This is a genomic window from Ferrigenium sp. UT5 (assembly GCF_045866295.1).
Taxonomy (GTDB): domain Bacteria; phylum Pseudomonadota; class Gammaproteobacteria; order Burkholderiales; family Gallionellaceae; genus Sideroxyarcus.
Genome location: NZ_BAAFRY010000005.1, coordinates 80204 through 101237, shown reverse-complemented (window position 1 = coordinate 101237; position 21034 = coordinate 80204). Strand labels below are relative to the sequence as shown.

General features: G+C 58.0%; 26 protein-coding genes. 13 read left to right on the top strand and 13 right to left on the bottom strand.

What is annotated here, in order from left to right; genetic code table 11:
- The first annotated feature begins 66 nt into the window (after positions 1 to 66).
- From ACKTSJ_RS03215 to ACKTSJ_RS03200, 4 genes are all read left to right on the top strand, one after another.
- Positions 67 to 1173, top strand: a complete 1107-nt coding sequence (locus ACKTSJ_RS03215) for an aromatic ring-hydroxylating oxygenase subunit alpha (RefSeq protein WP_407897335.1) — start codon at positions 67 to 69, stop codon at positions 1171 to 1173.
- Positions 1174 to 1179: 6 nt separating this feature from the next.
- The gene (locus ACKTSJ_RS03210; RefSeq protein WP_407897333.1) at positions 1180 to 2034 is read left to right on the top strand and encodes a DMT family transporter; all 855 of its coding nucleotides are present in this window, start codon (positions 1180 to 1182) and stop codon (positions 2032 to 2034) included.
- Entirely contained in the window at positions 2031 to 2378 is a 348-nt protein-coding gene (locus ACKTSJ_RS03205) for an STAS/SEC14 domain-containing protein (RefSeq protein WP_407897331.1), read from the top strand. The genes ACKTSJ_RS03210 and ACKTSJ_RS03205 overlap by 4 nt, the downstream gene beginning before the upstream one ends.
- 92 nt (positions 2379 to 2470) lie before the next feature.
- Entirely contained in the window at positions 2471 to 2878 is a 408-nt protein-coding gene (locus ACKTSJ_RS03200; RefSeq protein ID WP_407897329.1) for a c-type cytochrome, read from the top strand.
- Between the two features lie 145 nt (positions 2879 to 3023).
- Here ACKTSJ_RS03200 and ACKTSJ_RS03195 read toward each other — a convergent pair whose 3' ends face one another.
- The 11 genes from ACKTSJ_RS03195 to ACKTSJ_RS03145 all read right to left on the bottom strand — a co-directional run bounded on the left by ACKTSJ_RS03195 (position 3024) and on the right by ACKTSJ_RS03145 (position 11773).
- Entirely contained in the window at positions 3024 to 3476 is a 453-nt protein-coding gene (locus ACKTSJ_RS03195) for an SCP2 domain-containing protein (protein ID WP_407897327.1), read from the bottom strand.
- Positions 3473 to 4378 (bottom strand): U32 family peptidase, encoded by a 906-nt coding sequence (locus ACKTSJ_RS03190; protein ID WP_407897325.1) that lies wholly within the window; start codon positions 4376 to 4378, stop codon positions 3473 to 3475. The genes ACKTSJ_RS03195 and ACKTSJ_RS03190 overlap by 4 nt, the downstream gene beginning before the upstream one ends.
- Before the next feature lie 4 nt (positions 4379 to 4382).
- The gene (locus ACKTSJ_RS03185) at positions 4383 to 5396 is read right to left on the bottom strand and encodes a peptidase U32 family protein (protein ID WP_407897323.1); all 1014 of its coding nucleotides are present in this window, start codon (positions 5394 to 5396) and stop codon (positions 4383 to 4385) included.
- A 194-nt stretch (positions 5397 to 5590) separates the two neighbouring features.
- On the bottom strand, positions 5591 to 5758 hold the full coding sequence (gene rpmG, locus ACKTSJ_RS03180) for a 50S ribosomal protein L33 (RefSeq protein ID WP_407897321.1): 168 nt from the start codon (positions 5756 to 5758) through the stop codon (positions 5591 to 5593).
- A 12-nt stretch (positions 5759 to 5770) separates the two neighbouring features.
- On the bottom strand, positions 5771 to 6007 hold the full coding sequence (rpmB, locus tag ACKTSJ_RS03175; RefSeq protein ID WP_407897319.1) for a 50S ribosomal protein L28: 237 nt from the start codon (positions 6005 to 6007) through the stop codon (positions 5771 to 5773).
- A 75-nt stretch (positions 6008 to 6082) separates the two neighbouring features.
- Positions 6083 to 7381 (bottom strand): histidinol dehydrogenase, encoded by a 1299-nt coding sequence (hisD, locus tag ACKTSJ_RS03170; RefSeq protein ID WP_407897317.1) that lies wholly within the window; start codon positions 7379 to 7381, stop codon positions 6083 to 6085.
- 39 nt (positions 7382 to 7420) lie between these two features.
- Positions 7421 to 8065: an ATP phosphoribosyltransferase gene (gene hisG, locus ACKTSJ_RS03165; RefSeq protein ID WP_407897315.1), complete on the bottom strand. Its 645-nt coding sequence runs from the start codon at positions 8063 to 8065 to the stop codon at positions 7421 to 7423.
- A 78-nt stretch (positions 8066 to 8143) separates the two neighbouring features.
- A complete protein-coding gene (locus ACKTSJ_RS03160; protein ID WP_407897314.1) occupies positions 8144 to 8875 on the bottom strand; it encodes a UDP-2,3-diacylglucosamine diphosphatase in 732 nt (243 codons plus the stop codon).
- 32 nt (positions 8876 to 8907) lie between these two features.
- A complete protein-coding gene (locus ACKTSJ_RS03155; RefSeq protein WP_407897313.1) occupies positions 8908 to 9396 on the bottom strand; it encodes a peptidylprolyl isomerase in 489 nt (162 codons plus the stop codon).
- 92 nt (positions 9397 to 9488) lie between these two features.
- Positions 9489 to 10652 carry a L,D-transpeptidase family protein gene (locus ACKTSJ_RS03150; RefSeq protein WP_407897311.1) on the bottom strand — a complete coding sequence of 388 codons (1164 nt, stop codon included), beginning with the start codon at positions 10650 to 10652 and terminating at the stop codon, positions 9489 to 9491.
- Positions 10653 to 10654: 2 nt separating this feature from the next.
- Positions 10655 to 11773, bottom strand: coding sequence for a tetratricopeptide repeat protein (locus ACKTSJ_RS03145; protein WP_407897309.1), 1119 nt, complete (start codon positions 11771 to 11773; stop codon positions 10655 to 10657).
- Between the two features lie 179 nt (positions 11774 to 11952).
- Between ACKTSJ_RS03145 and ACKTSJ_RS03140 the strand changes: the two genes are divergently transcribed.
- The 9 genes from ACKTSJ_RS03140 to ACKTSJ_RS03100 all read left to right on the top strand — a co-directional run bounded on the left by ACKTSJ_RS03140 (position 11953) and on the right by ACKTSJ_RS03100 (position 18603).
- Entirely contained in the window at positions 11953 to 13623 is a 1671-nt protein-coding gene (locus ACKTSJ_RS03140; protein WP_407897307.1) for a glutamine--tRNA ligase/YqeY domain fusion protein, read from the top strand.
- Between the two features lie 132 nt (positions 13624 to 13755).
- Positions 13756 to 14046, top strand: a complete 291-nt coding sequence (locus ACKTSJ_RS03135) for a GIY-YIG nuclease family protein (protein WP_407897305.1) — start codon at positions 13756 to 13758, stop codon at positions 14044 to 14046.
- Positions 14047 to 14195: 149 nt separating this feature from the next.
- Positions 14196 to 15632 (top strand): cysteine--tRNA ligase, encoded by a 1437-nt coding sequence (gene cysS / locus ACKTSJ_RS03130; protein WP_407897303.1) that lies wholly within the window; start codon positions 14196 to 14198, stop codon positions 15630 to 15632.
- A gap of 83 nt (positions 15633 to 15715) precedes the next feature.
- Positions 15716 to 16036, top strand: coding sequence for a transcriptional regulator (locus tag ACKTSJ_RS03125; RefSeq protein ID WP_407897301.1), 321 nt, complete (start codon positions 15716 to 15718; stop codon positions 16034 to 16036).
- Entirely contained in the window at positions 16011 to 16319 is a 309-nt protein-coding gene (locus ACKTSJ_RS03120; protein ID WP_407897299.1) for a helix-turn-helix domain-containing protein, read from the top strand. Before ACKTSJ_RS03125 ends, ACKTSJ_RS03120 begins: the two co-directional genes overlap by 26 nt.
- A 264-nt stretch (positions 16320 to 16583) precedes the next feature.
- On the top strand, positions 16584 to 16832 hold the full coding sequence (locus ACKTSJ_RS03115; RefSeq protein WP_407897297.1) for a type II toxin-antitoxin system Phd/YefM family antitoxin: 249 nt from the start codon (positions 16584 to 16586) through the stop codon (positions 16830 to 16832).
- Entirely contained in the window at positions 16829 to 17239 is a 411-nt protein-coding gene (locus ACKTSJ_RS03110) for a type II toxin-antitoxin system VapC family toxin (RefSeq protein WP_407897295.1), read from the top strand. Before ACKTSJ_RS03115 ends, ACKTSJ_RS03110 begins: the two co-directional genes overlap by 4 nt.
- 145 nt (positions 17240 to 17384) lie before the next feature.
- Positions 17385 to 18431 (top strand): GSU2403 family nucleotidyltransferase fold protein, encoded by a 1047-nt coding sequence (locus tag ACKTSJ_RS03105; RefSeq protein ID WP_407897294.1) that lies wholly within the window; start codon positions 17385 to 17387, stop codon positions 18429 to 18431.
- Positions 18424 to 18603 (top strand): hypothetical protein, encoded by a 180-nt coding sequence (locus tag ACKTSJ_RS03100; protein WP_407897360.1) that lies wholly within the window; start codon positions 18424 to 18426, stop codon positions 18601 to 18603. Before ACKTSJ_RS03105 ends, ACKTSJ_RS03100 begins: the two co-directional genes overlap by 8 nt.
- Here ACKTSJ_RS03100 and ACKTSJ_RS03095 read toward each other — a convergent pair.
- Both ACKTSJ_RS03095 and ACKTSJ_RS03090 read right to left on the bottom strand, forming a co-directional pair.
- Positions 18600 to 19403, bottom strand: coding sequence for a type II secretion system protein (locus ACKTSJ_RS03095; protein ID WP_407897292.1), 804 nt, complete (start codon positions 19401 to 19403; stop codon positions 18600 to 18602). The genes ACKTSJ_RS03100 and ACKTSJ_RS03095 overlap by 4 nt on opposite strands.
- Complete coding sequence (locus ACKTSJ_RS03090; RefSeq protein ID WP_407897290.1) at positions 19400 to 20995, bottom strand: hypothetical protein; 1596 nt, start codon at positions 20993 to 20995, stop codon at positions 19400 to 19402. The genes ACKTSJ_RS03095 and ACKTSJ_RS03090 overlap by 4 nt, the downstream gene beginning before the upstream one ends.
- Between the last annotated feature and the right edge of the window lie 39 nt (positions 20996 to 21034).

Genomic DNA, 21034 nt, shown 5'->3' with positions numbered 1-21034 from the left:
CCCCGGCGATTTCAGGGACAATCGCCGGCCTGCTTTACAGCCCGTATTGACCGAGGAAACGTGGGCATGTCCGAAATCGCAAAATCCAAACAATTCAATCCCGTCTCGGCCCAGCCTCCGTTGCGCTGGTATTTCGACCCCGAGGTGCTGGCGGTCGAACAGCGCGTGCTGTTCGACGCCGGTCCGCACTATGTGGGGCACGAGCTGATGACCCCGGCTGTCGGCGACTATCATGTGCTGGAATGGATGGACAGCGCCAGAATGCTGGTGCGCAACGAGGACGGGGTGGCGCTGCTGTCAAACATCTGCCGCCATCGCCAAGCCACCCTGTTGCAGGGACGGGGCAATGCCAAACACATCGTGTGTCCGATCCATCGCTGGACCTACAAGACCGACGGCGAACTGATCGGCGCCCCGCACTTCCCCGCCAACCCCTGCCTGCACCTGAACAAGTCGCCCCTGCAAAACTGGCACGGCCTGCTGTTTGCCGGACAGCGCGACATCGCGCGCGACCTGGCGAACGTGCCCGCCTTCAGCGAAATCGATTTTTCCGGCTACATGCTGGACCGGGTGGAGATCGAGGAATACAACTTCAACTGGAAGACCTTCATCGAGGTGTATCAGGAGGACTATCACGTCGCGCCCTTTCACCCCGGCCTTGGCCAGTTCGTGGATTGCGACGATCTGCAGTGGGACTTTGGCGACCACTACAGCGTGCAAACGGTTGGCATAAACCACGCCCTGAAAAAATCGGGCAGCCCGGTCTATGCGCAATGGGCGGAACAGGTGCTGCGCTACAACCAGGGAAAACTGCCGCGCCATGGCGCGATCTGGCTCACCTACTATCCCAACATCATGGTCGAATGGTATCCGCACACGCTGGTGGTCAGCACTATCCTGCCGCGCGGGACAGACGCCTGCACCAATATCGTCGAATTCTATTATCCGGAAGACATCGTGCTGTTCGAGCGCGACTACGTCGAAGCCGAGAAGAAGGCCTACCAGGAAACCGCCCGGGAGGACGACATCATCTGCCTGCGCATGCAGCAGGGGCGGCGCGCGCTGTACAAACAGGGGATCGAGGAAGTCGGCCCCTATCAGTCTCCGACCGAGGATGGCATGCTGCATTTCCACGAATATCTGCGGAGCAATCTCGAACCGCACCTGAAATAACACCGCATGGGTTCTCTCTGGATGCTGGTGGCCGGCCTGCTCTTCGCCTGCATGAGCGCACTGGTGAAATACAGCGCCCCCGATTTTTCCAGCGATGAGCTGGTGTTCTATCGCTCCTTCTTCGGCTTGCTCATCGTATCTCTCATGCTGCGCCAGCAGCGCGTTCAACTGCGCACGGCACACTGGCGCGAACACCTGTGGCGCGGGCTGTCGGGCACCCTCGCCATGATGCTGTTCTTCTATTGCATCGCCGTGCTGCCGCTGGCGACGGCGATCACCCTCAACTACACCTCGTCGCTGTTCCTTTCCGCCCTGACCGTGTGGGTGCTGAAAGAGAAATTTCATGCGCCGTTGAGCACATCCCTCGTCATCGGCTTCGCCGGCATCGTCCTGCTGCTGCACCCCACGCTGGAGCAGGAACAGTTTGTGCCCGGTCTGCTCGGTCTCGTCTCCGGCATGCTGGCCGGCGTCGCCCTGCTCAACGTGCGCCAGCTGGGTTTGCTGGGCGAATCCGGCATGCGCGTGGTGTTCTATTTCAACCTCATCGCCACCCTCGCCAGCGGCGCCTGGATGCTGCAATACCCGCTGCACCCGGTGGGTTTCGATTCCCTGCCCGTGCTGGCCGCCATCGGCGCCTGCGCCACGTTCGCCCAGCTTGCCATGACGCGCGCCTATCGCACCGGACAGACCCTGGTCGTCGGCAGTCTCGCCTATAGCACCATCGTGTTTTCCGCCCTGTTCGGCCTGCTGTTCTGGCACGAACTGTTGAGCCCGGGCGCCTGGTTCGGCATCGCCCTCATCATCGCCAGCGGCATGTTAAGCTTGCGCCTGTCTCCCCACCTCACCGAGCTGAAAAAATGATCACCATCGAAGACAAGAACAACCTCGTCAATATCGCCGTCATGGGCGAATTCACCCTTGCCGACTTCCAACAGTTCGAAGAACACGCGCTGTACAAACTCAAGGGCGGCGACAAAACCAACCTCATCTTCGACCTGCGCGGCATGCTCGACTACACCCCCGATGTAGCCTGGGAAGAAATCAAATTCTTCAGCCGCGAGCACAGGCACAATTTCGACCGGATCGCGGTCGTCACCGATGACCAGTGGCTAACCTGGCAGGCATGGCTGTCGCGCCTGTTCGTGGACGCTGATATCAGGGTGTTCAGCGAGTACGACAAAGCTCTGGAATGGGTGCGCACCTGAAAAACCGGCATGCGAGCAGGATCAATCTGGAAATTTAATCTTGCTGCCCCTCATCAAAATTAACGACGATACCCAACAAATGGAGGAAGTACATGGCAAATATCAGGATGGCAGCCTTGCTTGTGTCGATGACGGTCAGCCTTAACTCGAACGCCGCGGATGCGCCCAGAATCGAAATCCCCGCCACGGTACAAACCGAAATGAAAGCGCTGGCATGCGATGCCTGCCACGGCTTGAACCGGACCAAATTCGGGCCTTCCTGGCAGGACATTTCCGACCGTTATCGCAACGATGCCACCTACACCTACAAGGGATTCGACATCAACAGCACGGGCGAAACGCTGCCCCTGGTGCAGGGGTTGGTGAAAAAGGTCTCGAAAGGCGGCAAGGGCGAGTGGAATGAATACATTCCCATGGCGCCCGGCGATCCCCACGGCACGCATGCGCGCGAGATCACCCACATCGTCAACTTCATCCTTTCCATCCCCCCCAAGAGATAGCGCCGGGCACATGCAGCTCCCAAAAGAAAACCCGCTGTTGCGGGTTTTCTTTTTTTCGGCACAGGGCCGGCGCATCTCTTCATCTTTGTTCCTTGCGCCCCACAGCCCATCGCCCCGCACCAACCCGCGCGGCCGCAGCGCGCCGTCAACGGGATAATTTGAATGCCTTGGGCAGTTGCGGCCACTCGACGGCATCAAGCATGTTTTTCACGAACAAGCCCAGCTCGGTATCGCCTTCCACACAAAGTTCGCGCTTGAAGAACAGCGTGTCCGGGTCTTCCTGCCGCGCAAGAAGCTGCATGAAAGCCGACAGGCTGGCACGGAAGGACAGGTCGGGCGTTGGCACCGCAGAAAACAGCGGGCGGAACAGCCCGGCACGATAGGTGAACTGCGCCTTGCCCCCGGTGTCGCGCACTTCGACCAAGAAACTCCGTCCTTCCAGCACGGACAGGCTTTCTACGGGCAACAGTTTCATCTTCACCGCCGCGTTCAATCCGGCAACCAGTGCCAGCGTATGCGGCCATTGCGGCAATTTGCCGCCGACGCGCGCGACGAGGGCGGGCAGCCGGAACGTCGGAATGCTGATCGTGTTGTTCATTCAAGCTCCCTGCCATTTGCAAATTTGAGGTGATGCTGCGCGATTCCGGCATCGCCGAACCAGTACCCGTCAACCATCCCCGCGTCGCTCCATTCGGTCGAATCGACCTCGGGCATCTCGCCGCGCCGGGCCGCATCGAAGGCTGCGACGATCTGTGCGGTATGCTCCGGCTGCGGACTGATGCGGATGATATCGATGCCCATCTTGAGCATGTCCGGCACTTCCTGCAGCAGATTATAATGCTGCGCCGACAGGGTCTGAATTCCGTTGATGGCGAGGAAGGGTTGGCCCTCGCGCGTATTCAGCGTCATGCCGGCGGGGTGCTCCAGACATTTGAACTGGCAATCATCCTTGTTCAGTCCGTAGTGGCGGGCCGTGAAGCAGCGCGCCGAGAATGCCAGCGGCAATTTGCCAAAGACAAAAACCTCCGTTTCGATTCCGGCCGGGCGGTTACCGTGCAACATCTCCACCAATTTGCGGTCGGCCTCCAGCGGCGGCACCCAGCGCTGCATGCCATAGCGCGCATAGGTCGCCAGCGTGGTCTGGTTATAGATATTCAGGTGCGGGCCCGCCACAAAGGGACGTCCGGCGGCGATGTTCACCGCCCCGAGATCATTGGCTTCCACCCTGCACCCGGCTTCATCCATCAGACGGCGCAGCATTTTCAGATCGCTTTCCGATTCGAGCAAAGCCTGCGCGGAAATCACCACTTCCTTGCCTGCATCACCCAACTCGCGCGCCAGCGCGATCCAGTCGGCCACGCGCATCAGTTGGCGGCGCGAGCAGACCACTTCGCCAAGGTAGATGATGTCGATGGCCGGGTCCTGCGCCATTTCGGCGTAGTACTCCAGCACGCTCTGCTTCGGCCAAAAAAACAGCAGCGGACCCAAAGCCAGTTTCATGCGTTCATCTCCATGGCCGGTTGTAAGCGCCTAGTGTCGCCTGACTGCCTTCCGCCACTTTGGACAAGGCGGATTGCCAGGCCGGGCTGATCCGGTACTGTTCCCCGTCGCGGGCCAATGCATCCAGCGCGGAACGCATATTTTTGGTGACCTGCGCGACATAGGCCGGACTGCGCTGACGGCCTTCGACCTTGATCGCGGCGACGCCGATGCGGGCAATCTCCGGCAATATCTCCAGCACGTTAAGGCTGGTGGGTTCCTCCAGCGCGTAATACGTCTCGCGGTTGACCTCAAAGCGGCCTTTGCACAACGTCGGATAACCGGCCGCCTCATTGTCATCGAAGCGGTCGATCAGAATCCCGTTCAGGCGGGTCGTCATCTGTCCCGGCGACTTTTCCCACTTGACGTATTTGGCCGGCGAACAGGCGCCGACCGTATTCGGCGATTCGCCAGTGGCATAAGATGACAGCCAGCAGCGCCCCTCGTTCATCACGCACAGGCTGCCGAAGCCGAACACCTCGATCTCGACCGTCGTATTCCTGATCACATTTTCAACCTGCGCCAGCGTCAGCACCCGCGGCAGCACCGCGCGCCGCACGCCGAATTCGCGCTGGGCAAAATTCACCGCCTCGTAACTGGTGGCCGACCCCTGCACGGAAAGATGCAGGCGCAAATCCGGATGCCGCCGGGCGGCATAGTCGAGCAGCCCGACATCGGCGAGGATCGCGGCATCCACCCCGAGATCGGCCGCACCGTCCACCGCGCGCTGCCAATCGGCCTCTCGCCCTGGTTGGGCAAAGGTGTTGATCGCCAGCAATACATGGCGCCCGCGCGACTGCGCATAGCGCATCCCCTCGCGCATCGCCTTGTCATCAAAATTAAGGCCCGCAAAGTTGCGCGCATTCGTATCGTTCTTGTAACCGAGATAGACGGCATCCGCACCATTGTCCACCGCCGCCTTCAAGGCAGGCAGGCTACCGGCGGGGCAGATCAGTTGCGGAATCTTTTCTGGAGACATCAACCCCCCTCTGCGGGAATGCGGCATCGCAGGATACCTGCCGGGTGGCACGTATTATGTTCCTGCGCGCGCGGCCGTCGCGGTTCGAGAGCATAAGCCCAAAATACCGGAGGAAAAATTGACATGGGTCAAATCACAAACAAAAAAACCCGCATCGCTGCGGGTTTTATTTTGCACTGCAGGACTTCACCGAATCACTTCAGCTTGGTTTCCTTGTATGCGACGTGTTTGCGTACCACCGGGTCGAACTTCATGAATTCAAGCTTTTCCGGAGTGGTGCGCTTGTTCTTGTTGGTGGTATAGAAATGCCCCGTACCGGCGGAGGATTCCAGCTTGATCTTTTCGCGTGCGCCTTTTGCCACAGTCGTTCTCCTTTATACCTTCTCGCCGCGGGCGCGCATTTCGAACAGCACGGCTTCGATGCCGTTCTTGTCGATGGTGCGCAGCGCGGCATTGGTCAGGCGCAAAGACACCCAACGATTTTCCGATTCAACCCACAGACGGCGGCGTTGCAGATTCGGCAAGAAACGACGCTTGGTTTTGTTGTTCGCGTGGGAAACGTTGTTGCCCACCATCGGGGCTTTTCCCGTTACTTGACAGACGCGTGCCATGACTAACTCCAGACCAGTTGCAAAAATGAGGCGCGGATTCTACCCAAAGCGGGAAGAACACACAACCGAAAGTTTTCAGCCGTTTTTCCGGTACAGCGCGGACTGGGCATGTGCCTGCAATCCCTCGCCGAATGCGAGCGTTGAAGCAATGTCGCCCAGGGTCTGTGCTCCGGCAGCCGAAACCTGGATCAGACTGCTGCGTTTCTGGAAGTCATAGACGCCCAGCGGCGAGGAAAAACGCGCCGTGCCCGAGGTCGGCAGCACGTGGTTAGGCCCGGCACAGTAATCACCCAGAGCTTCAGAGGTGTAACGCCCCATGAAGATCGCACCGGCGTGCTTGAGCCGGGGCAGCCAGTCCTGGGGGTCGGCCACGGAAAGTTCCAGATGCTCCGGCGCGATGCGGTTGGCGATGCGGCAGGCTTCGTCCAGATCGGCGACCTGAATCAGCGCACCGCGATTCTCCAGCGCGGTCTTGATGATGTCCTTGCGCGGCATCTGTTCCAGCAGCTTGTCGGCGCAGGCCGCCACTGCTTCGATGAAGGCCGCATCCGGCGACAACAGGATGGCCTGCGCCAGCTCGTCGTGTTCGGCTTGCGAAAACAAGTCCATCGCCACCCAGTCCGGATCGGTGTAACCGTCGCAAATCACCAGGATCTCGGAAGGGCCGGCGATCATGTCGATGCCGCAGACGCCGAACACGCGGCGCTTGGCCGCAGCCACATAGGCATTGCCGGGGCCGACAATCTTGTCCACCTTGGGCACGGTCGCCGTGCCGTAGGCCAGCGCCGCCACCGCCTGTGCGCCGCCGATGGTGAACACGCGATCCACCCCGGACAGGTGTGCTGCCGCCAGCACCAGCTGATTCTTGATGCCGTCCGGTGTCGGCACGACCATGATGAGCTCGGACACACCGGCCACTTTGGCGGGCAAGGCGTTCATCAGCACGGAAGAAGGATAGGCCGCCTTGCCGCCCGGCACGTACAGGCCGACGCGATCCAGCGGCGTGACTTGCTGACCCAGCAACGTACCGTCCTCGTCTGCATAGCTCCAGGAAGCTTGTATCTGCTTCTGGTGATAGGAGGTGACGCGTCGTGCAGCCCGCTCCAGCGCACTTTTCTGATCTGCGGGCAAGCCATCGAATGCCGCTTGCAGTTCAGACTTGGGCAATTCCATCGCAGCCGCATCCGCCAACGTCAGTCGATCGAATTTGCGCGTGTATTCCAGCACGGCCGCATCGCCGCGTTTCTTCACATCGGCCAGGATGGCGGCAACCGTGACTTCCAGTTTTTCGTCGGCCGTCTCTTCAAAAGCCAACAGCCTGGTGAGCGCAGCATCGAAATCAGCTTGTTGGGTAGAAAGTCTTGTGATGTTCATGTTTCGTTATCCCGTGCATCATTCCCGTGGAAAGGAACCCTAATTTTTGATTGCGCCGGCAAAAGCGTCCAGCATCGGCTGGAGGGTTGCGCGCTTCAGTTTCAATGCCGCCTGGTTCACCACCAGCCGCGAAGAAATCTGCGCGATCTCTTCCACCGCCACCAGATTGTTGGCTTTCAGGGTGGCGCCGCTGCTGACCAGATCGACAATGGCGTCGGACAGGCCGACCAGCGGCGCCAGTTCCATCGAGCCGTACAGCTTGATCAGATCGACATGCACGCCTTTGGCAGCGAAGTGTTCGCGCGCGGTCTTCACATATTTGGTTGCGACCCGCAGACGCGCGCCCTGGCGTACCGCCGTTGCGTAATCAAACCCGTTCGGCACCGCGACCATCATGCGGCACCGGGCGATATTCAGGTCGAGCGGCTGGTACAAGTCATCGCCACCGTGTTCGTTGAGCACATCCTTGCCCGCCACGCCCAGATCGGCCGCACCGTATTGCACATAGGTCGGCACGTCGGAGGCGCGCACGATGATCAGCCGCACATCGGCACGGTTGGTCGGCAGGATGAGTTTGCGCGAAGTCTCCGGGTCTTCCAGCGGCGTGATACCCGCCGACTTGAGCAGTGGCAGGGTTTCTTCGAAGATGCGGCCCTTGGAGAGGGCGATAGTGATGCCGGTCATGATTGAGTTGAACGTCTAAAAGGACGCGCATTCTAGCGCCAAACACAGTTCAGGTCGAAATCGGGGCGCAACTTACTTCTACTCCCCCAGCGTCATCCAGTGCAGCCCGGCTTGATTGGCGCGCAAGACGCGTGCCGTACCGCTATCCCAGTCGCCCAGCACCCAGCGTTCGCAGGTGCGGCCATCCAGAGGGTGCAGATGTTTGGCCGGGCGGTGGGTGTGGCCATGAATCAGGCGCGGGTAGTGATACGCGCGCAACAATGCCTGCACCGCCTGTTCGTTCACGTCCATGATCTCCATCGCCTTGCGGCGTTTCGAATGCTCGCTCTGCTCGCGCATGCGCTCGATCTGCGCTTTGCGCTCGGCCAATGGCAGCCGCAAAAATTCGTCGCGCCATGCGCCGCCTCGCACCATGGTGCGGAATTGCTGGTAGGCGACATCGTCGGTGCACAGCGCGTCCCCGTGCATCAGCAAGGTGCGCGTGCCATACAGGTCGAGCAAAACCGGATCGGGCAGCAGTTCCGCCCGGCAGGCCGCCGCAAGCTGCTCGCCCATCAGCAAGTCGCGGTTGCCGTGCATGATGCAGAGGCGCGTGCCGCGCGCGGTCAACTGCTGCAGGTCTTCGCTGACAGCGGCATGGAACGGATCGGCCAGATCATCGTCACCGGCCCAGTACTCGAACAGGTCACCCAGAATGTAGAGCGCCTCCGCGCGCGGGGCGATGTCGCGCACGAAGTGGCGGAACAGTGCCGCGCTGGACGACTGTTCCGAGCTCAGGTGCAGATCGGAAATGAAGAGGGAATGGGACATCCATGTAAAACGGCGCCGCAGCGCCGTCTTGGTTATTGCACGACTTCGGCTTTGGTGATGATGACATCCTCTTTGGGGACATCCTGATGGAAGCCGCTGTTGCCGGTCTTCACCTTGCCGATGGCATCGACCACTTCCTTGCCCTCGACCACTTTGCCGAACACGCAATAGCCCCAGCCGTCCTGTCCCGGATAGTCGAGGAAGCTGTTGTTCTTCACGTTGATAAAGAACTGTGCGGTGGCGGAATGCGGATCACCGGTACGCGCCATGGCGATGGTATAGGTGTCATTCTTGAGGCCGTTGGCGGCCTCGTTCTTGATTGGCGCGTTGGTCTTTTTCTGCTTCATGCCCGGCTCGAAGCCGCCGCCCTGGATCATGAAATTCGGGATCACGCGGTGGAACACGGTGTTGCTGTAAAACCCGGCGTTCACATAGTCCAGAAAGTTCTGGACGGTGAGCGGCGCTTTCTCGGCGTCGAGTTGCAGGACGATGGTGCCGTGGTTGGTTTCGAGTTTGACCATTTTCATTTTTCCTTGGGTTGAAGAAGCGGCGTGCGCGGGCAGGATGCACAGTCCGGCCAGCAAGATCGATAGAACGATAGGTAAAAATTTTCTCATGATGCGGAGCCCTCATAGATGATCTGCCAGCGGCCATCACGTTTTTGCCAGTACTGGCGCTTGTGCATGCGATTGGCCAAATTGTTGCTCGTATAGTCCTGGTCGAAGTTGACCACGACCAGCCCCGGCTGGGTCGGATACGGGAAGAGGCTCAAGTTATCGACCCGCACCTTGATCCAGGTCTTGCCGGCATTGACCTGCTGTTTCTGTTGCGCGAACGCACTGCGCCCCAGTTTGCCGGTGGAAAAATCCGGCGCGTAGTGCGCCAGATACGCCGCGGTGTCGCGACTTTCCCAGGCCGTGCGCCATTGCTCGATGGCGTCCCGCAGTGCCTCGCGCTCGCCGCGGTCGGCATCGTCCAGCCAGTCCATCCGGTTGGTGATGATGACCGGAGTCGCCCCGACCTTGATGTCGCGGCCGAGACGGAGCAAATCCTCGTTCGCCAGCACCACACAGCCATTGCTGGCTCTGGGGGCGCGGCTATAGGTGTTGCTGGGCGTGCCATGCAGCCAGATGCCGTGGCCGCTGCGCCCATGCCGCTGATCCCACTCGTTGGGATAACTGATCGGGTAGGCGCCGGCGCCGTACAAATCGGCCAGCTTTTGCTGCGGAATAAACCCGTTGACGAAATACACGCCGAGCGGCGTTTTCTGGTCACCCTCGACGAACTTGTCCGCACCCTTCTTGCCCATGCTGATGTAGAAATCGGCCACGTAACGCGGTTCGCCGTTGACGTTCTCGTACAGATAGAGCGTGGACTTGCTGGTGTCCACCACCACTGCATAGCGCTGTTGCGCATTCAGTTGCCACAGGTAACGCGGCACGGCAACGGGTTGCTGCTGCTGCGCGCGCTGCAAGCGCACCTGCGCTTCTTCGCGCAGGTCCTGCAGCAATTCATGCGGCGCATCGGGTGCGTTGCCGAAATCGCGCAGCGGTTGTGCCCGTGCCAGCAACAAGTCGCCCCTGACTAGTTGCGCCAGCTTGAAGTCGGGATTGCGTTTAAGCAGGGAATCGACTTCGTTCAAGGCGACATCAAGACGATTCTCCCCGACCGCCTGCAAACTCCGCGCCAGCGTCTGCTCCAGATTGTGCGAATCCGGCTCGGCCACCGCAGGGGTGGCGAAAGCTGCAAGCCCGATCAGGACAAGTGGCCAGCGCATGATCAATTTCCGGCGCGCTCTTCGGCGATCAGCCAGCGGCCGTCACGCTTGACCCAGACCAGCGTTTTGCGGTCCAGACTCTTGAAATGGCTGGCGCGGTAGCTCTGGCTGAAGGTCGCACGCGCCTGCTGCGCATCGACCAGCGTCACCTTGAGATTGCTTACGCCGACCTGGATCGATTTCGGTTTGGTCAGACGCTCCCTGCGCACCGCCTCCCACGCACCGCGCGTCTGACCGCCGGGTGTCTTGAAGTCGCCCGCGTAGAAGGACAGGTATTGCTTGACGTTCCTGCTCGACCAGGCCTTGGCCCAGTCGTGCGTTGCCTGCGCGATCTCGGCATTCACATCCGCGGCGGCCACGACCGGCACTGGCGCAGCTTCGACTTTGGCCGGAGCGGGCTCGACCTTGACCGGGGCAGGCGTGATGGGTGGAGCCGGCTCCACCTTGACCGGGGCAACCGGTGCCGTCCGCGCCACCGGAGCCTCGGCCACCATGATGGGCTTGCTCGCCACGGCGGCGGGCGCTGTCGGCTGCACCGCAGGAGCAACCGGCTGCACTGCACTGCCCGGAGCAGCATCCGCCAGCACGACACCGGGAGACTTGGCGGCACGCGCGCCCTTGTCGAACAGCTCGCGAATCAGCGCCAGCTTGGTCTGGGTGCCGGCATTGCTCTTGTCCAGTTGCAGCGCGCGGTCGTAGGCCTGGCTCGCCATCTTGGCGTAGATATCGCCGAGGTTTTCATGCGCGGTGGCATAACTGGGATGGGTGCGGATCGCCATTTCCAGCGCGACCTTGGCTTTTTCGTATTGTCCCTGCCCTGCATACAACACGGCCAGATTGTTGTACGGTTCCGGCAGTTCCGGATAATCGTTGGTCAGCGCGGCAAAGATGTCGATCGCCTCCGTCGGCTTGCCTTGCTCGTTGACGATCAGCCCTTTCAGGAAACGCGCCTGCGCATCCTTCGGCTTCGTCACCAGAAAGGCATCGACCTTGCTCAAGGCCTGGTCGAGCTGGCCCTGCTTGAACAATTTATTTGCGTCCTGAATCTCGTCCGCGCCCCCGTTCAGACTGAACGACAGCAGCAGACACGCAACGACGGCAGTTCCGATTTTTTTCAGCATTTCCATTCTGTCTTTATTTTTGATTGATTTTTGGGCGGCAGCATACCGCCGGATGCTGTCGATTCTACCAAAGAAGCGTGACCCATACATAGGCCGTTTCAGCCGGAAGTGCCCGCGAGCGCAGGCCCCGTTTCGGGTAGAATCGCGCATCCCGTTCACTCTTGACCCTTCAATTCAACATGAGCAGCAATACCCCGGCACCCGTTTCAAATTTCATCCGCACGATCATCGACGGCGACCTCGCCTCCGGCAAACACACGAGCATCGCCACCCGCTTCCCGCCCGAGCCGAACGGCTACCTGCACGTCGGGCACGCCAAATCCATCTGCCTCAACTTTGGACTGGCGCAGGACTACCATGGCACCTGCAACCTGCGCTTCGACGACACCAACCCTGAGAAAGAGAGCGAGGAATACGCGCAATCCATCCAGGACGACGTGCGCTGGCTGGGTTTCCAGTGGCACGGCGACGTGCACTGGGCGTCGGATTACTTTGACGCGCTGTACAACTTCGCGGTGGAACTCATCAACAAGGGACTGGCCTATGTGGACGACCTGACACCGGAGCAGATGCGCGAATATCGCGGCACACTGAAAGAGCCGGGCAAGAACAGCCCCAACCGTGACCGTTCCGTGGCCGAGAACCTCGACCTGTTCACGCGCATGAGGAACGGCGAATTCGCCGACGGCGCGAGGGTGCTGCGCGCCAAGATCGACATGAGTTCGCCCAACATCAACCTGCGCGACCCGGTGATCTACCGCATCAAACGTGCCCACCACATCCGCACCGGCGACAAGTGGTGCATCTACCCGATGTACGACTACACCCATTGCATCTCCGACGCGCTGGAAGGCATCACTCATTCCATCTGCACGCTGGAGTTTGAAGACCACCGCCCCTTGTACGACTGGGTGCTGGACCACGTCAGCGTGCCGTGTCATCCGCGCCAGTACGAGTTCTCTCGTCTGGAGTTGCACTACACCATCACCAGCAAGAGGAAGCTGTTGCAACTGGTGAACGAGAAGAAGGTGAGCGGCTGGGACGACCCGCGCATGCCCACCATCAGCGGCATGCGCCGCCGCGGTTACACGCCCGAAGGCATCCGCGAATTCGCCCGGCGCATCGGTGTGTCCAAGGGCGAGAACAGCGTGGACATGGCAATCATGGAAGGCGCGATCCGCGAGGATCTGGAGCTGCGCGCCCCGCGCGTGATGGCGATCATCAATCCGCTCAAGGTCACCATCACCAACGCCGACGGCGCGCTGACGCGCGAAGCGGATTTCCACCCCAACGTGCCGGAGCTTGGCAAGCGCATAGTGGCGTTCGGCAAGGAGTTGTTCATTGAAGCGGACGACTTCGCCGAAGTGCCGCCGCCGGGCTGGAAGCGCCTCACGCTGGGCGGCGAGATCCGCCTGCGCCACAGCTACGTGATGCGCTGCGACGAGGTCGTAAAGGATGCGACCGGGCACGTGGTCGAACTGAAGTGCAGCATCGACCACAACACCCTGGGCAAGAACCCGGAAGGCCGCAAGGTGAAGGGCGTGATCCATTTCCTGTCGCGCGAGCACGCGCTGCCCGCCGAGATTCGCCTGTACGACCGACTGTTCAACGTGGCAGAGCCAGATAGCAAAAAGGACGTGGATTTCCTCACGCATCTGAATCCGGATTCGCTCAAAGTCGTACAAGGCTGGGTGGAAGCGAGTGCGAAAGATGCCGCGCCGGAGACGCGCTACCAGTTTGAGCGCCTCGGCTACTTCGTCACTGATCGCCGCGAGCATCAACCGGGTGGTAAGCTGGTGTTCAACCGCACGGTGACGCTGCGGGATTCGTGGGCAAAAGAGCAGGGTTGACCGTCATACCGGCGCAGGCCGGTATCCAGTCAGTCGAACAGCCCGCGCGAAGCGCGGACAAAGCCAACGGCATTTTGATAAACGCACTGGATACCGGTCTGCACCGGTATGACGAAAATCAAGGGAGCTACGGTGAGCAAACTGCCCTGCGTTTATCTACTCGCCAGCAAACGCAACGGCACGCTGTACATTGGAGTCACTTCCGATCTGGTTAAGCGGATATGGGAACACAAGAATCACGTGGTCGATGGTTTCACCAAACAGTATGGGGTGGATCGACTCGTCTGGTATGAAGTGCATGAAACCATGGAGTCAGCCATTCAGCGCGAGAAGGCCCTTAAGGAATGGCAGCGTGCATGGAAGCTGAAGTTGGTCGAAGAGAACAATCCCGACTGGAAGGATTTGTACGACTCGATATGTTAGGCCGTCATACCGGCAGCGAGTCGTCATACCGGCGAAGGCCGGTATCCAGTTAGAAAATGACTCTCCGCAACGCGGAGACAATACCAACTGCATATTGAATAACCCCGCTGGATTCCGGCCTGCGCCGGAATGACGGCTCAGGAAAAGAAATGCTGAAAATCTACAACACCCTCGCCCGCGACAAGCAGGAATTCAAACCCATCGAGGCCAACAAGGTACGCATGTATGTGTGCGGCATGACCGTGTACGACTATTGCCACCTCGGCCACGCGCGTGTGATGGTGGTGTTCGACATGGTCTATCGCTGGCTCAAGGCCAGTGGTTACGATGTTACCTACGTGCGCAACATCACCGACATCGACGACAAGATCATCAAGCGCGCGGCGGAGAACAAGGAATCCATCCACACGCTCACACAGCGCTTCATCGATGCCATGCACGAGGATGCCGATGCACTGGGCGTGCAACGTCCGGATCACGAACCGCGCGCCACGCAGTACATCCCGCAGATGCTGCAGATGGTCGAGAAACTGGAACAGAACGGCCTGGCTTACCAAGCGGCAGACGGCGACGTGAACTACGCCGTTCGTAAATTCGATGGCTACGGCAAACTCTCCGGCAAGTCGCTGGAAGACCTGCGCGCCGGCGAGCGCGTGGAAGTAGCTTCGGACAAGAACGACCCGCTCGACTTCGTGCTGTGGAAGCATGCCAAAGAAGGCGAGGCAGACGAAGTGAAATGGGATTCCAAGTGGGGCAAAGGCCGGCCCGGCTGGCATCTTGAATGTTCCGCGATGGGTTCTGACTTGCTCGGCAATCATTTCGATATTCACGGTGGCGGTGCCGACCTGCAGTTCCCGCACCACGAGAACGAGATCGCGCAGAGCGAAGGCGCGCATGGCTGCCAGTACGTGAACTACTGGATGCACAACGGTTTCGTGCGCGTGGACAACGAGAAGATGTCCAAGAGCCTGGGCAACTTCTTCACCATCCGCGAAGTGCTGAAGAAGTACGACGCCGAAGTCGTGCGCTTCTTCATCCTGCGCGCGCACTACCGCAGTCCGCTGAACTATTCCGACGCGCATCTGGACGATGCCAAAGGCGCACTGACGCGGCTTTATACGGCGCTGAATGGGGCTGCTGCACTGGTGGGTCGGACTTCAATCCGACAGGAAGTCGTCGGACTGAAGTCCGACCTACAGGGCAATGTGTCGCCAGACTGGAACGAACCTCACGCGCAGCGTTTCAAAGCCGCGCTGGATGACGATTTCAACACGCCGGAAGCCGTCGCCGTATTGTTCGACCTCGCCAACGAAGTGAACCGCAGCCATTCTGCCGAAGCCGCTGCACAGCTCAAGGCGCTGGCTGGCGTAATGGGCCTGCTGCAAAGGGACGCGCAAGAATTCCTGCAAGGAAGCGCGACGATTGGCGGATTGGATGATGCCGCGATCAATGCCCAGATCGAAGCGCGCATCGCCGCCAAGAAGGCCAAGGATTTTGCTACGGCAGACCGCATTCGCAAGGAGCTGCTGGAAGCAGGTATCGTGCTGGAAGATACCGCGCAGGGGACGAGCTGGCGCAGGGCTTAGGGTAACTTTCATGCTGGGCAATCTACCCATCTATCTAGCCAGCGCTACTTGACGATATACGGCATTGACGGATAATGGCAACCATGCTCACGATCATCGAAACCGAGGCATTCGAAAAACTCTGGCCGCTCTATTGGACGGAGAATGAGCACGATGTTTTCATAATGTTCGTCGCAGAAAACCCAAGCGCTGGAGATGTCGTTAGAGGATCAGGCGGCGTGCGCAAGGTTAGGTGGTCGCGATCAGGCTCGGGTAAATCGGGTGGTGTGCGCGTGATCTATTTCAACCGATTGGCCAATGGCGAGATATGGCTACTCATGATCTACGCAAAGAGCAAACTGGATTCAGTTGATGGGAATATATTGAAGGAGTTAAAAGATGAAATCGAAAAAACCATTGAGTGACAAGAAGCTGGAAGCATTCGAGGCGACACGAAACATCGGCACAGAATTGTTGGCATCTGTGCGCCAAATGAAAGACGGAAAAGGGCGTGTGGTTCTTTCTCCAGTAATTTCGGCGAGAAAGAAATCAGGGATGTCGCAAGCCGAATTTGCGGGACTGTTGGGAGTGTCTGTTCGCACGCTTCAAGAATGGGAACAAGGTCGCAGACAACCCAGCGGTGCAGCGAAAACACTGATCGGTATTGCAGAGCGTAGGCCAGAAGTGTTGAAAGAAGCGGCGGTTTAAGCGGTAAAGGACTGAAGAGAGCCCCTTCGGGGGCTTTTTTATTGCGCACAGATAGAAGCGCGAATCAGAGCCAAGAAAGCAAAGAACTTCGCCGAAGCGGACCGTATCCGCAAAACATTATTGGAAGCGGGTGTCGTGCTGGAAGACACTGTTCAGGGGACGAGCTGGCGCAGGGCATAGTTCAGCAGTCGCAATAAACAAAACGCCACCAATAATGCCTCTGCTGGTAGAATCTGGTCGGTCTGACTAGAATTTTGAGGCATTATGAAAACATGGCAATTGCAGGAAGCAAAGGGAAAGTTCAGCGAAGTTGTGAAAAGCGCCCAAAGCAAAGGGCCGCAGAACATTACCGTGCATGGCGAGCCTGTCGCCGTATTGATCTCCCGTCGTGACTATCTGAAGCTCATCAATCCAAAGCCAAGCTTTGTGGAGTTGATGCGATCATCGCCGCTCGTGGGATGTGATCTTGGAATCACACGCGAGCAAACCGCGACCCGCAACATAAAGCTATGAGCTATCTGCTCGATACCAACGTCATTTCTGAACTGGTTCGCCCCAAGCCGGCCAAGTCAGTCCTGGACTGGTTTGAGAACATCCCTTCGGATGCATTGCATATCAGCGTGTTGACCCTGGGTGAAATACGCAAAGGGGTCGAGCAGATGCCGGATGGGGCGCGCCGCGAGAAACTCAGATTGTGGCTCGAACATGATCTGGCAGACTGGTTCGGGGCCAGAGTATTGCCGGTGAATATGCCTGTTGCGGATCGTTGGGGCAGACTGCTTGCATTGATGGGGCGTCCCGTACCCAGCATAGACAGCTTGCTGGCGGCCACAGCGCTTCATTACGAATTGCGCCTCGTTACGCGGAACGAAAAGGATTTTGAATATCCGGGATTGGAAATCGTCAACCCGTGGGGCTGAGTTTGCCGAGGCAGACCGCATTCGCAAAGAATTATTGGAAGCGGGAATCGTGCTGGAAGACACTGCTCAGGGGACAAGTTGGCGCAGGGTTTAGGTTTTATTGCCGTATACTACAAAAAATTAATTTGTATGATAAAGTCTCGCCATGAGACTTTATGCTGAACTCTCCTCAAGCGCACAAAACGCATACGCCGATCTGTTTGATGCAGTGCTGGCATCCAGCGTATCCAATTCCGTTGCCAACTTGAATGGCAGCTTTGGAACCAAGAGCGTACACCAGAAGAAGTATTGGTATTTTCAGTATCGGGACATCAACGGTTCTGTCAGGCAGATATATATCGGGCCGGACAGCGACAAGGTCCGCGCTTTGATCGCGCAACATCAATCGCATGAAATGCTTCCCATACGAAAGCTGGCCGCGGCTGCTGTTGCGCTTGGGTGCAACCCTGTATTGCCCAAGCATTACAGAGTTATCAAGCGGCTTGACGAGTACGGCTTCTTCAAGCGGGGCGGCATATTGGTTGGAACGCATGCCTTTCTGACGATGTGCAACATGCTCGGGATATCACCGGCAGAGCGCATGCAGACTCAGGATGTCGATTTCGCCCATGCGGGGAAAAACATCTCCATCGCACTGCCGGCCAATATCAAGGTTGAAACAAGATCGGCGCTTGAGTCACTGGAAATGGGGCTTATTCCGGTTTCGACCTTTAAGGGGACAGAAGGGGCGCGCTATGTGAATCCTTCCGATCCTGCATTCATGGTGGACTTTCTGACAGCCAAGACATCCGTGAGTGACGAACCGGTCCATATCGAAGGGCTCTCCATTGCGCTGCAACCCTTGAAGTTCATGGAGTTTTCGATGAAAGACACGACGCAAGCCGGGGCGCTGGGGAATGACGGAGCCGTCCTTGTGACGGTCCCCAAGCCGGATCGTTTTGCGATCCACAAGCTCATCGTGTCGGCGGAAAGAAAGATTTCGGAAACCGCGAAAATCAACAAGGATGTCAGACAGGCAAACGTGCTGATCCAGTACTACATGGACTCCAGGCCGGATGAACTTGCCGAGACCTGCAAAGAAGCAAAAGAGAACGGTCCGGGATGGGAGAAAAGATTGCGCAAAGGAATATCAAAACTAAAAAAGATAAACCCGGCGGCATCGGGTTTTCTGCTTGAGACGATGGGTGATTGACTGGCGTAAGTCGCTACTGGACGACACCGCGATCCATGCGCAGATTGAAGCGCGAATCAGAGCCAAGAAAGCAAAGAACTTCGCCGAAGCGGACCGTATCCGCAAGGCCTTGTTGGAAGCGGGGATCGTGCTGGAAGATACCGCGCAGGGGACGAGCTGGCGCAGGGTTTAGGGAAGTTTGCCTGCGCTCACCATCTTGCTGAACAGGATGCTGGATGGTATCCAACCAAGCAAATCGTCATATCCTGGAGTGAATTCGTGACTGACAAAGTTCTTGTCGTTGTCGCTGTTCTCGACTTCGTCACTGTTGCTTGATACAGTCAGTTGAATTCCGTTTGAAATAAAAGCACCGGCACCATTCATGCCATGCGAGACAAATACTGCTGGAACAGCAGCTGCAACTGGTGTGCTGCCAGCTGACAGAATATCGGGTACACCTTTTGAGCAGAGTGCAAAGCTAGATGCAGCAGGTGCGGTTACGGCGGGGGTGCAGTCAGTTGTTCCGGCAGCAATTTCATCTGCGAAGCGTTTTGTAACACGATAGGTAAAGCGTCGATTCCAAGCATCGGTTTCAGATATCCCTAGGGTCGCCCAAGGAAGGACGCCTGTAACTGATGTGGCGGTGCAAGCCACTCTGCTCGCATCGGCACTTGCGACGCCGCCTCCGGCAGTCACACAGGCGCAGGTATTGGCTATTGTGGCTTCAATGCCTGCATCGGCGGTGCCGGTTGCGAGCGAGGATTGGGATGGACAAGGAAGTCTGCCGTTGATCAAGGCAAAGCCGATCAGTGCTTGTTGGATATCTATTAATTTTGATTTGGTTTCACTTATCTTTCGCTGCTCAAGCTGGCTGCTGATCGTTGGTACCAAGCCAGTCAGCAGCAATGCGACGATGGTCAGCACCATGGCCATTTCGACCAAGGTGAATCCGAAAACCCGATTTTCTGGGATAAGGGTGTTAGCAAGTTTCATCGGCAATTCCCTGAACCGCCGTCCAGACAGAGCACCAGATCATTTGTGTTTTGGTGCGCTACATCTGTAGTGCGATAGGTCTTGTATGGTTTGGAAACATCATTTTGGGGAAGTAGATTGTCCACGTCGAGGTAATCGCCGATTACCGATGAATCACGACTTGCGTTCAACATTTTCCCCGATCCGATGATGACAGCACGATAACTTCCCGATCCTGGAGCAGAGTGGCCGCTAACTTCAATGCCCAAACAACTGCTGCCACAACTTAGGGGGCTGCTACTACCGGGCTTATATCCGTCTGCAAGTTGGTAGAAGATCAAATCTTTCCAATGGGTTGTCCAGCGTTCTGATGTGAACAGGGTACAACTGGTCGGCCAACTGCTTGGCATGCCGGTGTCGACGGGAAGATTGCTCGAAAAGGTCGCCGATGCGTTATAAATCTGATTAAGGACATTGTTGATGCTAGAGGTGCTAGGCCATGACCCTGGATTCCAATCCTTGGCTGTGGCTGCAGCGTCCTTCAACTGATCTGCTGCAGATTCAAGCGTATTGTTTATTCCATCGTAATAGTCTTTAACATTGTCTGCGGCACTCTTGGCATTCGCTGCTGGCGTGTCAATCGCAGAAAAATTTTGTAACGTACGATTATTCCTGAAGGTTAATAGAACCGGGATCAAGCTTTCAAAGCTGCGCACCATTGCAAGGTCTGCTGCTCTGGGTTTGGATCTGTTGATGGTGGCGGATAGGCGGCCGAACAGGCTTGGAGCGGAGGTCATGGAAACAGATGTTGCCAGAGGATATTTCCCGCCGGCACTGGCTGCGTAATCATCCAGACATTGTTTGGCTTCTCTGGCGATACGTTTTTCGGCAGCTGTCCATATGTCTTGGCGGGTGATGTAAACAAACTGATCATTTGTGGATAGGGTGATATTGCCATTCGCGTCACGGTGATCATGCGGCATGATGAATTTTGCTTGAGAGATGTCTGCGTTGTTGATGCCGTGCTCGGTGTCATTGTCCAGGTACGCACTGGCCGTGTAATTTCCCCTGCAAATCGGGGTGGTGGTTCCGGCGCGCTCGGCATTTCCAGGGAGCGGCGTGCCGGGCGAAATTATCACCGCAACCACCTCGCCGGCCTCCAGCTCGCCACCATTACTATCAAAAACATGGAGCTGTGCGGGCGTATCCCAATTCATCGTTCCGCCATACTTGGGATTGTTTTTGTAGTTTCCAGAAACCGCATACCACAAACAGTCTTGCTGGCCGTCCAATATGCCGGTCAGGCCCAGTGTCCGCCACGGGAGCCTGCCCATACTGTTCGCCCCTGCTGTGCCGCATGTATTGCTGCTGCCTTCTCCATTGCTGGCATTGATGTCAGGGCATGGCAGATAGCCTGCCGTGTCTCTTGGCTGCAATGGGTCTTCCGGGTGCGTATCACCGTAACTAATGGCAAACCCTATCAATGCTTCTTTGGCGCGAGCCAATGCGTCGGCGCTGGACAGGACGCGCTTGTTGCGGATCGCTGACTCGCTCAATGATGTGATGAACACGGTCGTGATGCCGATCACCAGAATGACCAGCATGACCAGCATGGCACCGCCGTTCTGGCGATGTTGCAAAAGCGGGGAGCG

What these genes read in the sequence shown, in the direction of transcription:
- ACKTSJ_RS03215 (WP_407897335.1), top strand. Translation starts at nt 67, where the DNA reads ATGTCCGAAATCGCAAAATCCAAACAATTCAATCCCGTCTCGGCCCAG.
- ACKTSJ_RS03210 (WP_407897333.1), top strand. Translation starts at nt 1,180, where the DNA reads ATGGGTTCTCTCTGGATGCTGGTGGCCGGCCTGCTCTTCGCCTGCATG.
- ACKTSJ_RS03205 (WP_407897331.1), top strand. Translation starts at nt 2,031, where the DNA reads ATGATCACCATCGAAGACAAGAACAACCTCGTCAATATCGCCGTCATG.
- ACKTSJ_RS03200 (WP_407897329.1), top strand. Translation starts at nt 2,471, where the DNA reads ATGGCAAATATCAGGATGGCAGCCTTGCTTGTGTCGATGACGGTCAGC.
- ACKTSJ_RS03195 (WP_407897327.1), bottom strand. Translation starts at nt 3,476, where the DNA reads ATGAACAACACGATCAGCATTCCGACGTTCCGGCTGCCCGCCCTCGTC.
- ACKTSJ_RS03190 (WP_407897325.1), bottom strand. Translation starts at nt 4,378, where the DNA reads ATGAAACTGGCTTTGGGTCCGCTGCTGTTTTTTTGGCCGAAGCAGAGC.
- ACKTSJ_RS03185 (WP_407897323.1), bottom strand. Translation starts at nt 5,396, where the DNA reads ATGTCTCCAGAAAAGATTCCGCAACTGATCTGCCCCGCCGGTAGCCTG.
- rpmB (WP_407897319.1), bottom strand. Translation starts at nt 6,007, where the DNA reads ATGGCACGCGTCTGTCAAGTAACGGGAAAAGCCCCGATGGTGGGCAAC.
- hisD (WP_407897317.1), bottom strand. Translation starts at nt 7,381, where the DNA reads ATGAACATCACAAGACTTTCTACCCAACAAGCTGATTTCGATGCTGCG.
- hisG (WP_407897315.1), bottom strand. Translation starts at nt 8,065, where the DNA reads ATGACCGGCATCACTATCGCCCTCTCCAAGGGCCGCATCTTCGAAGAA.
- ACKTSJ_RS03160 (WP_407897314.1), bottom strand. Translation starts at nt 8,875, where the DNA reads ATGTCCCATTCCCTCTTCATTTCCGATCTGCACCTGAGCTCGGAACAG.
- ACKTSJ_RS03155 (WP_407897313.1), bottom strand. Translation starts at nt 9,396, where the DNA reads ATGGTCAAACTCGAAACCAACCACGGCACCATCGTCCTGCAACTCGAC.
- ACKTSJ_RS03150 (WP_407897311.1), bottom strand. Translation starts at nt 10,652, where the DNA reads ATGCGCTGGCCACTTGTCCTGATCGGGCTTGCAGCTTTCGCCACCCCT.
- ACKTSJ_RS03145 (WP_407897309.1), bottom strand. Translation starts at nt 11,773, where the DNA reads ATGCTGAAAAAAATCGGAACTGCCGTCGTTGCGTGTCTGCTGCTGTCG.
- ACKTSJ_RS03140 (WP_407897307.1), top strand. Translation starts at nt 11,953, where the DNA reads ATGAGCAGCAATACCCCGGCACCCGTTTCAAATTTCATCCGCACGATC.
- cysS (WP_407897303.1), top strand. Translation starts at nt 14,196, where the DNA reads ATGCTGAAAATCTACAACACCCTCGCCCGCGACAAGCAGGAATTCAAA.
- ACKTSJ_RS03125 (WP_407897301.1), top strand. Translation starts at nt 15,716, where the DNA reads ATGCTCACGATCATCGAAACCGAGGCATTCGAAAAACTCTGGCCGCTC.
- ACKTSJ_RS03120 (WP_407897299.1), top strand. Translation starts at nt 16,011, where the DNA reads ATGAAATCGAAAAAACCATTGAGTGACAAGAAGCTGGAAGCATTCGAG.
- ACKTSJ_RS03115 (WP_407897297.1), top strand. Translation starts at nt 16,584, where the DNA reads ATGAAAACATGGCAATTGCAGGAAGCAAAGGGAAAGTTCAGCGAAGTT.
- ACKTSJ_RS03110 (WP_407897295.1), top strand. Translation starts at nt 16,829, where the DNA reads ATGAGCTATCTGCTCGATACCAACGTCATTTCTGAACTGGTTCGCCCC.
- ACKTSJ_RS03105 (WP_407897294.1), top strand. Translation starts at nt 17,385, where the DNA reads ATGAGACTTTATGCTGAACTCTCCTCAAGCGCACAAAACGCATACGCC.
- ACKTSJ_RS03095 (WP_407897292.1), bottom strand. Translation starts at nt 19,403, where the DNA reads ATGAAACTTGCTAACACCCTTATCCCAGAAAATCGGGTTTTCGGATTC.
- ACKTSJ_RS03090 (WP_407897290.1), bottom strand. Translation starts at nt 20,995, where the DNA reads ATGCTGGTCATGCTGGTCATTCTGGTGATCGGCATCACGACCGTGTTC.